This window comes from Lentilactobacillus raoultii (assembly GCF_900411375.1).
Classification (GTDB): Bacteria; Bacillota; Bacilli; order Lactobacillales; family Lactobacillaceae; genus Lentilactobacillus; species Lentilactobacillus raoultii.
Window position 1 is genome coordinate 1 of record NZ_LS422991.1, and the last position, 15,571, is coordinate 15,571.

Annotated in this window: 17 protein-coding genes; 7 read left to right on the top strand and 10 right to left on the bottom strand. The window is 42.1% G+C overall.

Features of this window, described 5'->3' with window-relative positions:
- Positions 1-361: 361 nt before the first annotated feature.
- From ED605_RS09175 to pyrF, 5 genes are all read right to left on the bottom strand, one after another.
- A complete protein-coding gene (locus ED605_RS09175; protein ID WP_121978603.1) occupies positions 362-1,327 on the bottom strand; it encodes a type I phosphomannose isomerase catalytic subunit in 966 nt (321 codons plus the stop codon).
- Positions 1,328-1,441: 114 nt separating this feature from the next.
- Positions 1,442-3,979, bottom strand: a complete 2,538-nt coding sequence (locus ED605_RS09180; protein WP_121978604.1) for an excinuclease ABC subunit UvrA — start codon at positions 3,977-3,979, stop codon at positions 1,442-1,444.
- A gap of 191 nt (positions 3,980-4,170) precedes the next feature.
- Complete coding sequence (locus tag ED605_RS09185) at positions 4,171-5,118, bottom strand: dihydroorotate oxidase (protein WP_121978605.1); 948 nt, start codon at positions 5,116-5,118, stop codon at positions 4,171-4,173.
- On the bottom strand, positions 5,105-5,758 hold the full coding sequence (gene pyrE / locus ED605_RS09190; protein ID WP_121978606.1) for an orotate phosphoribosyltransferase: 654 nt from the start codon (positions 5,756-5,758) through the stop codon (positions 5,105-5,107). The genes ED605_RS09185 and pyrE overlap by 14 nt, the downstream gene beginning before the upstream one ends.
- Entirely contained in the window at positions 5,748-6,467 is a 720-nt protein-coding gene (pyrF, locus tag ED605_RS09195; RefSeq protein ID WP_121978607.1) for an orotidine-5'-phosphate decarboxylase, read from the bottom strand. Before pyrF ends, pyrE begins: the two co-directional genes overlap by 11 nt.
- 319 nt (positions 6,468-6,786) lie before the next feature.
- Between pyrF and ED605_RS09200 the strand changes: the two genes are divergently transcribed.
- The 4 genes from ED605_RS09200 (at position 6,787) to ED605_RS09215 (ending at position 10,497) form a co-directional block, all read left to right on the top strand.
- A complete protein-coding gene (locus ED605_RS09200) occupies positions 6,787-7,017 on the top strand; it encodes a hypothetical protein (protein WP_121978608.1) in 231 nt (76 codons plus the stop codon).
- 183 nt (positions 7,018-7,200) lie between these two features.
- Positions 7,201-8,442 carry an MFS transporter gene (locus ED605_RS09205; protein WP_121978609.1) on the top strand — a complete coding sequence of 414 codons (1,242 nt, stop codon included), beginning with the start codon at positions 7,201-7,203 and terminating at the stop codon, positions 8,440-8,442.
- Between the two features lie 224 nt (positions 8,443-8,666).
- Positions 8,667-9,254 carry a hypothetical protein gene (locus ED605_RS09210; RefSeq protein WP_121978610.1) on the top strand — a complete coding sequence of 196 codons (588 nt, stop codon included), beginning with the start codon at positions 8,667-8,669 and terminating at the stop codon, positions 9,252-9,254.
- Between the two features lie 187 nt (positions 9,255-9,441).
- Positions 9,442-10,497 (top strand): aldose epimerase family protein, encoded by a 1,056-nt coding sequence (locus tag ED605_RS09215; RefSeq protein ID WP_121978611.1) that lies wholly within the window; start codon positions 9,442-9,444, stop codon positions 10,495-10,497.
- A gap of 393 nt (positions 10,498-10,890) precedes the next feature.
- On the opposite strand, the gene ED605_RS09225 is transcribed toward ED605_RS09215, so the two are convergent.
- From ED605_RS09225 to ED605_RS09245, 5 genes are all read right to left on the bottom strand, one after another.
- Positions 10,891-11,169, bottom strand: coding sequence for a hypothetical protein (locus ED605_RS09225; RefSeq protein WP_162919785.1), 279 nt, complete (start codon positions 11,167-11,169; stop codon positions 10,891-10,893).
- Positions 11,170-11,364: 195 nt separating this feature from the next.
- The gene (locus ED605_RS09230) at positions 11,365-11,544 is read right to left on the bottom strand and encodes a hypothetical protein (protein ID WP_121978614.1); all 180 of its coding nucleotides are present in this window, start codon (positions 11,542-11,544) and stop codon (positions 11,365-11,367) included.
- A gap of 505 nt (positions 11,545-12,049) precedes the next feature.
- Complete coding sequence (locus ED605_RS09240; protein WP_162919786.1) at positions 12,050-12,622, bottom strand: CPBP family intramembrane glutamic endopeptidase; 573 nt, start codon at positions 12,620-12,622, stop codon at positions 12,050-12,052.
- A 163-nt stretch (positions 12,623-12,785) separates the two neighbouring features.
- Positions 12,786-12,962 (bottom strand): hypothetical protein, encoded by a 177-nt coding sequence (locus ED605_RS14630; protein WP_162919787.1) that lies wholly within the window; start codon positions 12,960-12,962, stop codon positions 12,786-12,788.
- Between the two features lie 11 nt (positions 12,963-12,973).
- Positions 12,974-13,231 carry a hypothetical protein gene (locus ED605_RS09245; protein ID WP_121978617.1) on the bottom strand — a complete coding sequence of 86 codons (258 nt, stop codon included), beginning with the start codon at positions 13,229-13,231 and terminating at the stop codon, positions 12,974-12,976.
- 187 nt (positions 13,232-13,418) lie between these two features.
- Between ED605_RS09245 and ED605_RS09250 the strand changes: the two genes are divergently transcribed.
- The 3 genes from ED605_RS09250 (at position 13,419) to ED605_RS09260 (ending at position 15,424) form a co-directional block, all read left to right on the top strand.
- Entirely contained in the window at positions 13,419-13,778 is a 360-nt protein-coding gene (locus ED605_RS09250; protein ID WP_121978618.1) for a hypothetical protein, read from the top strand.
- A 115-nt stretch (positions 13,779-13,893) separates the two neighbouring features.
- Complete coding sequence (gene pepI, locus ED605_RS09255) at positions 13,894-14,799, top strand: proline iminopeptidase (RefSeq protein WP_121978619.1); 906 nt, start codon at positions 13,894-13,896, stop codon at positions 14,797-14,799.
- A 235-nt stretch (positions 14,800-15,034) separates the two neighbouring features.
- Positions 15,035-15,424, top strand: coding sequence for a tautomerase family protein (locus ED605_RS09260; protein ID WP_121978620.1), 390 nt, complete (start codon positions 15,035-15,037; stop codon positions 15,422-15,424).
- Positions 15,425-15,571: the final 147 nt, after the last annotated feature.

Sequence of the window (15,571 nt, forward strand, 5' to 3'; positions counted from 1 at the left end):
AGCACTCCTTTGTATCTTTCTTTTGTCAATTAAAGTATACAGCGCAGGAGCCCTTGCGTTTTAATTTTGATCAGAAAAAGCCAAAAATCACGCAATATTGAAGTGATTTTTAGCTTTCAAGTTTCAGATATCTTAACCTAAAATTCCGTGAATAAATCCAAATTCCTCAAAAAATCCAGAAACAACCTTGCGTATATAATCATATAGAGGGGGCAAAAAGGATGCCATGTACCCGTCTAGATACTCTTCCTTTTTTATAAATATGTCGTGTTTATATGCCCCCTTTCTCCTATATTTTAAAAAAGAAAGACATTGGATAACCAATCCGGTGTCTTTTTTTACATAAAATCTTATTATCTCTTCATTTGGCGTAACTGGCAATCACCGTCATTAGTCCACTTAGTCGATAACTTGTAATCGGCTTTGGCAGGATGTAAGAAGTCCCTTTTTTGACTGGATAAACCGTGCCATCAACGATCAACTCGCCACCACCGTCAACGACTGTCTGTAATAAGTAATTATGGGCCTGATTAAGCGCTAATTCACCAGTTGTCTGGATCTTTTCCACAACAAAGTCATCAGCGTTGACCAGCATAGTGACCATCCCATGTGCAACTTGGCGGGTTGCCTGCACAATGTGTGGATCCTGATGAGGTACTTGGGTGACCGCCAACGCATTTTGGAGTTGCAACGGCCGCTTCTTATGGGTTGTTGGATCCAATCGGTCAAAATCATAGAATCGAAAGGTCATATCGGAGCTTTGTTGCGTCTCAAGTGCGACAATTCCAGCTCCCAGCGCATGCAAAACTCCCGCTGGATTATAGAAAAAATCACCGGTTTTAACTGGAATCGTCCTTAAAACTGTTTCAATTTGACCAGCATCAATCGCCGCCTGCAGTGCCGCCTTGGTTTTTGCCCGATGGCCGTAATAAATCTTGGCTCCAGGAGCTGCTGATAGAATGTACCAGCTTTCCGCTTTGCCAAATCGTTCCCCGTGAGCTCGCGCATAATCATCGTCTGGATGTACCTGAATGGACAAATTGTCCTTGGCATCCAAAAGTTTAACCAGCAGTGGAAATGGGGCGTCTTGTGCATGGCCGCCGAACAATTCCGGAAATTCCCGCCAGATTTTAGTCAAAGTCTGCCCCGCCAATGGTCCGTTATTAACCCGACTGAGGCCATGGGGATGAGCTGAAATTAACCACGCTTCTCCCGTGTGATCGCTGGGCAACTTAAATCCATAATCCTGTAACTTGGTCCCACCCCAAATTTTCTGGTGAAGAACCGCCGATAAAAATAATGGTGTCCGTTTTGCTTTCAAATCCATAATAAGTTTCAAAGTCTCCCTAATAGCAGTATTGAAAACGTTTGTGTAACCGATTCCAACACCACCTTAACGCAAATCTTGAAAATGTGCACTTTTTTAGAAAATTCTCACTTCTTAAGAATGGTTTTGATAACGTTCAAAATGGGCCTTCAAATAAGAAGTTGTCAGACTTTGTGGCGATTTAATCAAATCCTGTGGCCGGCCCGCTGCCACAATCCGGCCACCCTGATCACCGCCACGTGGTCCCATATCAATTAAATAATCGGAATTAGCCATCAAATCCAGATCATGAGTAATCATCATGACCGTGGCACCTTGATCAATCAGCTGTGAAAAGACTTTTAGTAGGACATGCACGTCCAGTGGGTGCAGGCCAACGGAAGGTTCATCAAAAATAAACAGGGTATTGTCTTGGCTGCGTCGCATATGTGATGTTAATTTAAGACGCTGGGCTTCCCCGCCGGAGAGTGTTGGCGTTGCCTCACCCAAATGAAGATAACCTAACCCCATTTTTTGAAGAATCCGTAGCGTTGCCCCAATTGCAGTTGCCGGTTTAAATAGGGCCGTTGCCTGATCAACATCCAAATCCAGTACGTCAGCAATCGAGCGTCCCTGCCATTTAACTTGTAAAATTCGCTGGTTGAAGCGTTTTCCACCACAAGTCGGACAAGTTTCCACCATATCTGGTAAATACTGAATATCCAGTGAGATTTCGCCGGTTCCACTACAGGTTGGACAACCGCCCTGCTTGTTATTATATGAAAAATAACTGGGTGTATACTTTTTCTCTTTAGCAGCGGACAAAGATGCAAATAACTTTCGCAGGTGATCCATAATATTCGTGTAGGTTGCCACCGTCGAGCGGGCATTCTTACCAACCGGTGTTGCATCAACGCTTACAATGTGTTTAATGCGAGCCGGATTAAACCGATCGACATCACTTGGTAACTGACGATGAGCCAGTTGGGCTTTAAAGGCTGCCAGCAAGCCATCCAACACCAAGGTAGTTTTCCCAGCTCCTGAAAAACCGGTAATTGAAATTAACCGGTTAATCGGAAACTTGGCTTTCACATGATTCAAATTAAATCGATGGTTGATCGCCAGTCGGATGGCCCCGTCAGCAAAAACATCCTGATCTTTAGCAGCAGGTGTCCGGGTCAGCAAGCGTCCCCGACCGGTTAGAAACGGTGCAATCAATGAGTTAGGGCTGGCTTTGATTTGAGCTGGTGTTCCCTGATCAATGATCGTGCCACCCTTTTCACCGGAGCCGGGCCCGATTTCGATAATCCAATCCGCCGCATTGATAATTGCCGTCTCATGATCAACAACTACCAGCGAATTACCCTGAGCCACCAATTGATGAAAAATTTTAATCAATCCTGAAACGTTATCCGGATGCAGACCAACGGAGGGCTCGTCCAAAACGTAAAGCACACCGGTGGTCTGGGTTCTTAGTGTCCGGCCCAACTGAATTCGTTGTAATTCACCAGTTGAAAGCGTCGCCCCGGCCCGATCCATTGTTAAATAATCTAATCCTAAATCCAGCAGTGGTTGCAGCTGATTCAAGAGTTCACCAGTCAGATTATTAGCCAGTGCCTGCATATTATCAGGCAACTCGTTCTTAATTTCTTGGACAAATGCCGGCAGTTTTCCCAACGGTAATCGGCTGGCTTCCGCAATATTTTTCCCGGCAACCAATTGGTTCAACCGATCCGGATTAATTCGGGTCCCGTGACACACTGGGCAGGTAAAGAAACGATAAAATCGGTTTAAGCGTTTTAAGGCAATCTCGCTTTTAGTGGTGGCCATACTGTCTTCAATCGCGTGATACGCATTTTCATATAATGCATGATCCATGTGAAAGACCCGACCATTCTTACTGGGAATGTTAATAGCAAATTTCTGTTGCTTACCATGCAAAACAATGTCTTTTTCCCGATCCGTCAATTGCTGGTATGGCACATCAATTCGAACGCCGGCCGCCTGAGCCACAATTGGCATAAAGTTGCGCCCGGGGATTCGCCAGGCTGCCACAGCACCATCCCGAATACTCTTAGTTTCATCACCAATTAACGTCGTCGGATCAATCTGCTTCGTCACCCCAAGGCCCTCACAATTTTTGCAGGCCCCATCCGAGTTAAAAGCAAAGTCCTCGGCACTATACGCCATAAATCGTGCCCCGCAGGTCGGACAAGTGATCATCCCCATTTCCGAACCGGCTTTATCCATGGCTTCAGCGATTTTGATAGTTGGCGGTACCCGGTGCCCATTTGGACAAACCGGTGAGCCCAATCGTGAATAAATCAGCCGAAGCACGTTAAAAATCTCAGTCATGGTACCAACCGTTGAACGGGCGCCGGGCACCGTTGGCCGTTGCCGGAGCGCTAGTGCTGAAGGAATGTGCCGGACTTCTTTTACATCGGCCCGGCCAACCTGACTGATGCGTCGCCGAGTGTAAGTGGCTAACGCATCCAAATAGCGCCGGGCACCCTCCGAATACAGAATCCCCATTGCCAACGATGACTTCCCCGAACCGGAAAGCCCGGAAATCGCCACAAATTTATGAAGCGGGATATTAACCGAAATATTTTTCAAGTTATTCACATTGCCGCCAATTACTTGAATTTCTTTAGGCTGCGATTGTGCTGTCATACCAAAGCCCCTTTCAAATCATCTTTGCTTCCTATTATAGACAACCTATTTCTATCCGTCACAATCGTTTACCAAACAATTCCAAACCAACTCCAGTAAAAGCCGTCAAAAAAAGACCGGAACCCGTTAGTCCCAGCCTCAAGTTTTCACTAATGGCAAACTGTTTTCAATTATCTGAATCTCGACTGACGTTATAACGTCTTTAGTTTTCCTCTAAAATCATCTAAACTGGTGTATCCCTTTTCAGCCATTATTTCTTTTAATTCTTTAGAAATTCGCTCAAAAATTGGAACACCGTCAAAGCCAAAGGCCGTGCCGATTTGAACAACATTAGCGCCACAAAGGACATGCTCAAAAACATCTCGGCCGGACTTAATGCCACCCGTGCCGATAATGGCGATTTCCGGTTTTAAGCGCAGTCGTAATGCCCGAACGTTTGCCAAGGCCGTTGGTTTCACGTAATCACCGCCGAGACCGCCAAAGCCGCCTTTCGGTTTGATCACCACTGACTCGGTATCCGCATTAACCACCAAGCCATTACCAATGGAATTGATTGAATTAACATACGTAATTGGAAAGTCGTTCAACACATCGGCAATCTGGTCGAACTGATGCATATCAAAGTAAGGTGGTAATTTAATCCCGATTTCTTTTGTAAAGAACTTAAATGCCTTGGTAAGGATATCGCGAACCGCTTCAAAATCATAAGCAATTTGAGATTCTCCCTTGATATTCGGGCAGGAAAGGTTCAATTCAGTCAACCCATTAAATGAACTGTCCTGAATTTTATGCAGCATCTCCAAGTTTTGAGCCACCGTCAAGCCGGCAATCGACAATAACACCTGGTTGTCGTTTTTCCCTTGATTTTCTTCCGCGAACTTCAAGTAATAGTCCAAACCATGATTGGGTAAGCCCATTGAATTAATGCAGCCCATCGACGTGGCTTTCATTCGGGGGCTTTCGTTACCCTCACGCGGCTCGGGGGTCGCACTCTTAGTAACACAGCCCCCGGCAGTTGAATGTAAAATTTTAGTCAGCTCGTCGGTCGTCGCACACCGAATCCCCGCTGCGTTTAATAAGACGTTGTTAAAGCGGTGTTGGCCAATCTTGGCCTTTAAAGAAATTTTATTTTGCAGCATCAGCCTGTTCCTCCCGTTTTGTCCAATCCCAAGGTGCTTGATGCCACGTTGATAAGCGGGCATACTCTTCATCAGAGAATTTGTGTTCTTTGTGGCCTTGTGAAATTAAGTCGGCATAGCTCAACAGCGGATGAAGTGTCGTCTTGGCAGCCGCAAAATTCTTGTCAGCATCCGGCAGTCCGTATGTAAAGACTGAGGCAACGCCGATCACGTTGACACCTTCATTACGCACGGCTTTAACTGCTCCCAAAACACTGCCACCGGTTGAAATCAGGTCATCAATTAAGACCACTTTATCATTTTTGGAAATCCGACCTTCAATTTGCTTACCAGCCCCGTGGTCCTTTGGTTTAGCCCGAACGTAAATCAGTGGTAAGTTGAGGCGTTGTGCCACCCAGGCAGCGTGAGGAATCCCGGCGGTGGCCACACCACCAATTACCGTTGCTTCCGGATAATCTTGTCGAATCAATTCGGCCAACCCGTCAGCGATCATATCCCGCAATTCGGGAATCGAAATGGTCAACCGAAAATCAGTGTAAATCGGTGACAAAATTCCGCTGGCATATCTAAAGGGCTTCTTTAAATTGATGCTCACAATTCGATTGTCAATTAATGATTGAATAATTTTATCAGTTTGCATAATTCCACTCCTCTAACATCTTGTGATAGGCGGCTACCGGATCAGTTGAGCGAATAATCGGTCGACCAACCACTAGTGCGGAACTGCCATATGTGGCAGCCTGCTTTGGCGTTGCGGTTCTTGACTGATCATCCTTTGGAAAGTTGGCTGGTCGAATTCCCGGCGTCACATAAAGAAAATCATCGCCCACCTGTTTCTTTAAAGAACTGACTTCCAATGGTGACGTAATGACCCCATCGGCACCTGATCGTTTCGCTAGTTTAGCCAACGAAACCACTTGATCCACCATATCCAACCGACAGTTCTGTTCATTTTTCAGCGCGTTTTCTGTAATTGAGGTTAACTCGGTGACGGCTAATAATTTGGGCGTTGGGACCCCGGCTTCTTCACTGCCGAGTTCCAAGCCTTCCTTAGCGGCGGCAATCATTTCCGAACCGCCCAATGCGTGAACCGTCGTATAAGTCACACCCATCCGGCCGATTTGCATCATGCCCATTTTAACCGTATTGGGAATATCCTGAAGTTTCAAATCCAAGAAGACCTTGAAGCCTTTATTAAGTAAACTGCGAACGATTTCCGGCCCCTCACCGTAAAACAGTTCCATGCCGATTTTAACGGTCATATCTTCGCCCGTCGGAAATTTATTGATAATTTTAAATAGTCCCTCTCTATTCGCAACATCCAGTGATACAATCAATGGTCCTCTCATGGTTAGCCTCCGTCATTTTTTACATAAAAAGAGCCCGTTAATGATGCGCTTTAATGCACTCAGGCACTAAATTCCTCGCAAAATCACGGACTCTTTGATTGTTTTCTGTCGTCCGCTTTTGGCCTCTCTGAACCAAATTAAAGCTTTATTATTTGTAATTAACTTTATCACGACCGGTGCATTTGTTCAAGCAGATTTTTGAGTAAGTGTGACTCTTTATTTTAGAGAGCCTTTTGATAATTGTTTGCCATTAAATGCTTTAAAATATCCTTAGTTGAATAGCTAAACAAATCAGGCTCGTAGTTAGGAAGCGATTAAAGTGAAAAATCAAACTTATAACTTTAACGTCTTACTCCCTGCTCTACTCATTATCGGTACCTTGGGAAGTGCTTTGACCTTTTTTGGTAACGGGAGCAAGCCTCTTAGTGTCATCGTTCTAATTGCAATCATCATTTTTGTGTCCCTGATTTGGTTAGGATACGGGATCTATCAAATTCGTAAGGAAACCATCAAGCGCGAGAAAAACCATAAAGGGTCACGTTCGAAATGACGATTGGTTAGAAAAGCCATCAGTGAAATCTACCCATCAGAAGTTTTTCTCCATATTAAGCAATCCATCAATTCCCCCCCACCAAGCGAATCGTAGCTTGCATTTCCAAGCCATCCATGCCATAATGTTGACAGCTAAAAAATAACGAGTGCCGGTGAGCGCTCATTTTGGAGGAACGAGTATATGGAAAATACAAACGCAACCGTTACGCACAGCCGTAGTTTTACCAAGAATCAGAAATGGGTGATTGCTTCCACCAGTTCTGGATTTGCTTTGGAAAACATGGATGTGCTTTTTCTATCTTTTGCGATGAGTTCAATGATTGGCCAACTTCATTTAAGCGGCGGGGCTGCTGGGCTGATTGGTTCGATCACTAATTTAGGAATGTTGTTTGGCGGTGTCCTATTCGGATTAATTGGCGATCGGTTTGGCCGGGTTAAGACCTTTACCTACACCATTTTCATCTTTGCCTTTGCGACGGCAGCTATGGCTTTCGCCAACAACATTGCTTTAATCTATGTACTGCGATTCTTGGCAGGTATTGGTGCCGGTGGTGAATATGGCGTTGGCATTTCTTTAATCGCTGAGTCATTTCACAAAAATCAAATCGGTAAAATGACGTCGGTGGCTGCCATTGGTGGTCAAATTGGTGCCATTTTAGCCGCCGTTGCCGCTGCTTTTATCATTCCCCATCTTGGCTGGCACGCCCTCTTTCTTATCGGCTTGGTACCAGTGGTGCTGACTTACTTTGTTCGTCGTCACCTAACTGAAACCACTGCCTTTGTTCAAGCTAAACAAACGGAAACCGAATCCACTACCAGCGCCGTCTTCAAATTTATGTTCAGTTCACCCAAATTGGCTTATCAAAGTTTTGCTTTGATGATCATGACCACTGTTCAAATTGCCGGCTATTTCGGCTTAATGAATTGGCTGCCAATTATCGTCCAAAAACAGCTTGGCTTAAACGTCTCCGGATCTTCACTTTGGATGATTGCCACGATTTTAGGAATGAGTCTTGGGATGATGACTTTTGGCTCAATTCTTGATTTCTTTGGCCCGCGACGAGCTTTCGGAATCTTTCTGGTTGCTTCCGCTGCAATGGTTTATACCATTACTTTAGCTCATAATACGCTCTCACTGCTAATCATTGGTGCAATCGTTGGCTTCTTCTCAAATGGGATGTTTGGCGGTTACGGAGCAGTCATTAGCCGACTATATCCAACTGAAATTCGTTCAACTGCCAACAATATCATTGTCAATATCGGCCGGGCTGTCGGTGGTTTTTCTTCCGTAGTCATTGGCATTCTGATGGATCACTATTCAGTAGCCGTTGTCATGGGCTTCCTGTCCGTTCTTTATATCATTAGCTTTATTACAATGATGACGCTCCCTGGATTAAAAAAATTGGCTGTAAAGAACAATTAGTTCTAAACATTAAATAAATGCACTCACTAACAGATCAACTTTTCGATTTTGTCTTTTGAATTTGAGAAGTTGATCTATTATTTTTTAAGATCAATTAGCGGCTTTATAATGATGTTTTAATCAGACTAAGTATCATCATAAGGGAAAAAGACTTTGACACCAACTAATTCCTAATCTATGGTAACAATATACATCATCATTAATTAAAGAAAGTGGGTGTCAACGTGTCTCATCGGATTATTCCCTGGCTCAAATTGATTAGATTTTTCACTATTTTAGGCTATTACTTAACTTTTACTTTACTTTTATTACCATTTAAATACCTATATGATGCCATAACCGGTCACACCGTTAAGGCTATCCTCACAGCCTCTTCATTCCATAATCTTGGCAGTTATTCAGATCATCAACCTTTAGAAGTCTCTCAAAGTGCTGTTAACAGTTTCCCGAGCTGGGGATTTACCCTAACCATGGTCATCGGCGCCCTTATCTTAACTCTTGGCATTCTATTTTTTCTTCGATCATTAGCCGAACTTTTTCATAATCTTATCGCCGGTTTAAGCTGGTCGCCAAAAAACATCAATCTATTGAGGCGGCTAGTCAAGTCACAATTACTCATCACCATTGGTAATGGGGTCATTACTTTGGCAAATCAATTACCTATCGGCTGGTTACACCAACTTCACTTTGGTATTTTAGGTGCCAATTGGGATAATGTGTTGGAAAACCTCTTCTGGCTGGTCATTCTTTCAATGATTGCTGGTCTTTATCAGCAGGCTGTCAATAAGATCAACCATCAACTAACCCTTTAAGTTTATTTTTCAATCAATCGATGTTAACTACCATCGCAATCTCCAAGGTAGGTTAACATCGATTTTTTTGCCAAAATTCATCATTATAAATTAAACGACCATTGACTTATCCGGATAAATCAAATATGCTTTTCTTGTAAGCGGATGCATCAATGATGCTAAATAAACTCTGGAGGCTTTCTTAACTATGTCAAATACAAAAACCGTTGGTAAAATCGAAAAGTTTGATGAGTTCAATGGGCATCAAATCGATAAACTGACTCTTTCAAATGCCAATAACGTTTCAATTTCAGTCATCACCCTCGGATCAACCTTATACGAACTCAACGTACCCGATCAAGATGGTGGTAGTCGCAATCTGATTTTAAACTTTAAACACAGTCAAGATTATTTTGAGAACCCATTCTACATTTCAATGGGCATTGGTCGGACTGGTGGCCGAATCGCTGACGGTCAACTCGTCATCGATGATCAGCAAACTCAACTTCCTCAAAACGAGGGTACCACCACACTTCACGGTGGGCCACACGGATTCAATACTCAAATCTGGCAGGGTGAACTTGGCAAACAAGATGGCAACGATGTGATTATCATGCACCATCTGCAAAAATCTGCCGATGATGGCTTTCCCGGCGACATGGCGGTCACCATTACCTACACCCTCTCCTCTGACAACGTGGTCTCAATCAATTTTGCTGCCAAAAGTTCAGCCAAGACCGTCTTCAATCCAACCCAACATACCTACTTTAATTTAGGTAAGACGTCAGATATTATGAATCACCAGTTGAAACTCAACTCGACCCAAGCACTTAAGCTTGATGACAAGAAAATTCCAACTGAGGATCGCATTGACGTTGAAGGAACCCCATACGACTTTAGGCAAACTAAAAACCTTGGCCAAGCCATTCAAGCGATGTCAGCAACCAAAGAAAAGGGCTTCGATGACGTTTTTGCTGTTAACCCGGACGCCAACAACATCATCGCTGAATTGAAGGATCCCGAAACCAATTGTGCTGTTGCCATCGAATCCAGTCGAAGCGGCATGATCCTGTTCACCGCCAACTCGTTCACCCATGATCACATGAACTTTGTTCGAACGGATGGTGTGGGCTACCCGCACGAAGGGGTCGCAATGGAGCCGATGATTTTGCCAAAACCGGGTCAAGATCGTGACTTCTCAGAAATGACCATTCCGGAGGATCAAACTGTGGCGTACAGTATTAAATATCACCTCAGCTTTTAACTCGTTGATTTCCGGATTAATTTAATAATCAGCCAAATAAAGCTAAATTGCCACATCTTTCAATGAAATACGGCGATTTAGCTTTGTTTTTATCTACCATAAATTGACGATTTCAATTTCGAATCATGATTTATAATTTATTAGAATGTTTCCTGAAAAAATATGTAATCACTTTGGCCAAATAAAAGAACAGTCCGGCAATTATAACATAAACCACTAAACCAACCAAAAAATGATTTGATAAGAGGGTGAACTGCTTCTCTAGCAAGCCAAAATACAGTCCAAAAGCAATTAGGTTGCAAACAAAGAGTAACCAAAAGCTTTTGACTCGTGTTTGGTTAATTTGCCTAAGCTTTTTCAAAATTGATCAGCCCTTTTCAACAATTCGTATCATTATTTATAAACTTGAATTGACGTGACTTTCCAACCACCATTTTTCTTGGTCATCACAATACCAGCGGTTTTTCCATTTATTGAACAGCCAAAATAGCCGTCATTTGGATCTCCTAGATTCCCCTGCGAATCGGAAAGACTCCTAACCTCGCTTCCAAAAGAATCCCTCAAAAAGATAAAAGTGTTGTGATTAGCAGATAATCGTTTTAAGCTTTTTCTATTTTGAAATGTATTTGTAGATAAACACGAATTTACTTGACGACGTAAATCATATTTCACATTGTAACCCATATAGAAAAATAGAAATACGTTGCAAATTGAAATTAACGAAAAAACAATTATAGTCGTCCTAAACCACTGATACTTTTGCTTTTTATTTCGATTATTCAGCATGGTCTTACTCCCTTAACTAGCAAAAACTAATTAATTAGCCGATTTAACTTATGTTTGCCAGCCGTCAATTATTCCATGACTCTATTTTTCATTTGAATTGACAGTTTGATACAGAATTACTAGAACTAATGCGGCTAATAGCAAAGTAATTGAGGCCATTTGAATTACGAAGTTCAAGGATTCAATCAGATTTAAACTAATTGCGATCTGTAATAACGCAGATAATAGAATTAGTGTCACTACGCTATACTTAATTTTCATGTTTCCTCCTCGAAGAACCGTTAGAGTCGCTTTTTTGTCGAAACCAATCAATGAAAAAGACAACCGCAGTTACTAAATTAAGAATAACCCAGAACCCTAAGAAAGCCGAAGCCAAGTCTTCTTTCAATAGAGATCGCATCAGAAAGGCGGCAATCCCACTGCATAAAGAAATGATTGACCATGCACTTATCCTAGGGAAATAATTTACCAATCTCACTTTATCACTTCCAACTTGCGCCATTAAATTCTTTCCCATAGCCTATAAAATCAAGTAGTACCAGAATATAAATTGATCTACACTTTGTTCACATTTCCTATAGTGTTTATTAAAATTTTGTTATAAACACTTAACATTAATTTATTGAATACAAAAATAATATCATGCCATATCCTAAAAAATCAAGGTATGATACAGATTACTTAATATGCCCAAGGATGTAGCTTAACAACACTACAATCTTCAATTTTTTTAAAGCTTAATTCGTTTAACTTTAAAATGAACACCCTAGATCAAGTTAGCCAGGGCGTGCAAAAAAATGCTGCCATAGATATTTTTTGACTTGATATAGACTAAGCAAATAATGATTCCGACTAAGGACCTTATCTCGATCATGAAAACTTGTGCCGGTGCAAACAACGAAGCTGAAGAAAAGTCCCAGTGAATTAACCCAAACAAAAAGCTGGCTAACAATACGACGAGCGTTTTAGATTTTAAAAGGGAATTCAATATTTTTAACAAGCTTGTCCGGAATGTTAATCCCTCAATAAAAGGTGCCAAACAGACATTTTCAAAAATACCAACTAAAGGATTAACTTCAGCGATCTGACCTACATAGTTAGCAGTCGCATCTCCCGCCTGCATTTCAGAATGAAATAATGGGATAGCAATTAAAAAGACGACCATTATTGATAAGTAACCAATTAGGGCAATAATCAACGTTTTCAAAAACCGGCTCAAGAAAATTTTCCAATCAGCCACTAAATCTTTTCTAAGTAACACAATCGCCAAGGCAGCCAGCACTATTTGTGTGAGTAATCGCAGCCAAAAAGCATGATTGATATCACGAAAATAAGGCACTCCATATAAGAAAACCCTAAAAATTTGTAAAGTAACCACGCTGATAAAACAAACGTAATACTTGGTTAATTTAGTGCTTTTGAATTGTAACAACACGCTCTTTTCATTACCCTCTTTCACCTTATTATTTGTCTACTCATCCCGCTTACTGCCTAATCTATGCTTACATATGTAACATATCTGCACCCCATGGCGTCGCTAACAGGATTGCGAAGGTCACTAAAATGATTCCCAAGACTGCCCAAAGCCGCCTGGAATCATTAGAGAAGTGTCGATCAAAGCTCACCCTAACCAAAGTCAAGCCAATTAATCCTGATAATACCATTATCCAAAAACCCATGCCATCACCCTCTAATCAAGTTGTTTTAATTCAAGTGGCCCAGCCAATAAATGTGTCAGCCACGCTGCCGCTATCAAACTGATCACTAATAACACTAATTCAGCTATCGTATCAACGCCAATGCTGGTGTGTTCCACAAACGATAACTCTTCATAAAGCCAAAATAGCAGACTAAAACATAATTTAAAATAAAACAACACCAGGCTAAACCACACTAATTGATGTTTTAATCGTCGCTTTTTTCGATATCGATACTGTTCAGAATCCAACTCAAAGTCCTCCTCAATTAATGGTTTGCTAACAGATTACCATAACGTTGCTTAACAATGCGAGGGGCTTTTAAGTTCGGTTGACAGGTCATCAAATTAATCATATTCTAAACCCAATCACAGCATGGTTTAGTGATCTCGCCATAACCCTAAGCAACCATATTCAGCTAAAGGAGACCTGATTTCAGTGAAAAAATTCCTTAACCAACTAGTCTTAATTACAATTACACTATCATTATCGTCCTTGCTACCCTTTTCTGCAAATGCTAAACCAATCACTTCTGTAAAACCAACAGCTTCAGATACCATTACCATGAAGCTCTCAAAGCGAACTACCTACGCTAAGCCCAAAAGATATCATATTGGTGACTCACATTTTGCACTGTATAAAGCCCACGTTTTTGATCATGCTTCAAAAGTAACGTTTAGCCTAATTGGGTTTACTAAAGCCAACACCACTTATAAACTGACTAAAAGAATTAATACCCAAGGTGTCAATTGGAATTACCTAAAAGGACACGGTTGGATTTTAGGGGAGAAGGACTAACTAAGGCCAACCAGCGATGGTCACTTAACCAAACTGATTGCTGAGAAGAAGCTTAAAATTCCCTAATATTCTTTCTTATCCCGTAGTATAATCGACTCAACGACAGAATTTTTCAATGAAAGGATTTGGTGCTATGGAGACACTTAAAATACAAGAAGGTTACATGCCATTTCGAGGATACAAAACTTATTATCGAATTGTTGGTGAACCCAGTGAAAATAAAGCGCCACTGTTGCTGATTCACGGTGGGCCAGGGTCTTCGCACAATTACTTCGAATTACTGGATGACTACGCTAACACCGGTCGTCAACTGATTATGTACGATCAGGTTGGTTGTGGCAAGTCTTCAATTCCCGATGATCGCTCAGTCTATGTCAAAGAAACCTGGGCTGAAGAACTCGTGGCCTTGCGAAAGTACCTCCATTTGGATCAGATTCACATGCTCGGACAGTCTTGGGGCGGGATGCTGGAAATGTACTATCTGACTAGCTATAGTCAAGACGGCATCAAGAGCGTAATGATCGATGGATCGCCGGCTTCCATTAAATTATGGGTTCAAGAACAGCACCGACTCATTAAATACTTAAGCTATGAAGATCGGCAAGCAATTAGTGAAGCCGAAAGAACCGGCAACTTCAGCGGTCCCAAATACTTAGCCGCCAACGACCGTTATATGGAGCGGTACTGTTGGGATGATCCCGATGAAAACTCACCAGAGCCTTTACGCCGGCCCACTAACGGGAAAAAAGCCAGCCTAATTGCCGAAGGACCCAATGAATTTACCGAAAACGGCACAATCAGTGATTTTGATGTAACGGATCAGCTCAAAAACATTCATGTCCCCGTGTTAGTTACCAACGGCACCGATGATTTATGTACACCATTAATCGCTAAAAGTGTCTATGATCATATTCCAAATGCCAAGTGGCACTTGTTTGCCAACAGTCGTCACTTAGCATTGCTGGATCAGCATGATGAGTTTATTAAAGTCATGGACCAGTGGCTAAATGAACACGACTGATCGCCATTGCTTTTTTAAATCTGAATCGTTAAACACAAAACTCCCTTGCAGACACTTGCTGGGGAGTTTTTGACATATGCAATATAATGATTTATCCATGCATTTACAAACAGCCCCCAAATGCCATCAAAAAATGAGGAAAAAATTCTTGAACAAAATTTCCACCAATTGTAAGTGGTTGGATTAAGCTAAACATAGTTAATCGGATACTCACAAACAGTTTGGAGGAATTAATATGCCACTCATGCGAATCGATATGATCAAAAGCCGAAGCAAGGAAGAAATTAAACAAATTTTGGATATTTCTTACCATGTGATGCTGGACACCTTTAACGCGCCGGACGGTGATCGGTATCAAGTGGTCACCCAACACGAGCCTTACGAAATGCCGGTTCTTGATACAGGACTCGGTATCAAGCGAACTGATCAGGTCATCATCTTTAACCTGGTCACTCGCCCACGAACCACTGAACAGAAACAACAATTCTATCAGCAGTTAGTCGACCAATTACACGAAAATTTAGGGATGCGAAAAGAGGACATTGTAGTTAGTCTAATCGTCAACGGTGACGAAGATTGGAGTTTCGGGCTCGGGAAAGCTCAGTTTCTGACCGGCGAGCTCTGATGGCAGCTTTGATTTGCTGGTAATACCACTCGCTTCACTGATTAGTGGCTACTTCTTTTACAAAAAACTAAGCGGTCACCATGTTAACAATTGAAAAACCAATATTGATGTTTACCTCACAAATGAGCCAAGAACTTTCTCAAACTC

Bases quoted from the DNA above. Each gene is read 5' to 3' on its own strand.
- ED605_RS09260 (WP_121978620.1), top strand. From the start codon at position 15,035: ATGCCACTCATGCGAATCGATATGATCAAAAGCCGAAGCAAGGAAGAA.
- ED605_RS09230 (WP_121978614.1), bottom strand. From the start codon at position 11,544: ATGAAAATTAAGTATAGCGTAGTGACACTAATTCTATTATCTGCGTTA.
- ED605_RS09205 (WP_121978609.1), top strand. From the start codon at position 7,201: ATGGAAAATACAAACGCAACCGTTACGCACAGCCGTAGTTTTACCAAG.
- ED605_RS09185 (WP_121978605.1), bottom strand. From the start codon at position 5,118: ATGCTGCAAAATAAAATTTCTTTAAAGGCCAAGATTGGCCAACACCGC.
- ED605_RS09215 (WP_121978611.1), top strand. From the start codon at position 9,442: ATGTCAAATACAAAAACCGTTGGTAAAATCGAAAAGTTTGATGAGTTC.
- ED605_RS14630 (WP_162919787.1), bottom strand. From the start codon at position 12,962: ATGGGTTTTTGGATAATGGTATTATCAGGATTAATTGGCTTGACTTTG.
- ED605_RS09180 (WP_121978604.1), bottom strand. From the start codon at position 3,979: ATGACAGCACAATCGCAGCCTAAAGAAATTCAAGTAATTGGCGGCAAT.
- pyrE (WP_121978606.1), bottom strand. From the start codon at position 5,758: ATGCAAACTGATAAAATTATTCAATCATTAATTGACAATCGAATTGTG.
- pyrF (WP_121978607.1), bottom strand. From the start codon at position 6,467: ATGAGAGGACCATTGATTGTATCACTGGATGTTGCGAATAGAGAGGGA.
- ED605_RS09175 (WP_121978603.1), bottom strand. From the start codon at position 1,327: ATGGATTTGAAAGCAAAACGGACACCATTATTTTTATCGGCGGTTCTT.
- pepI (WP_121978619.1), top strand. From the start codon at position 13,894: ATGAAAGGATTTGGTGCTATGGAGACACTTAAAATACAAGAAGGTTAC.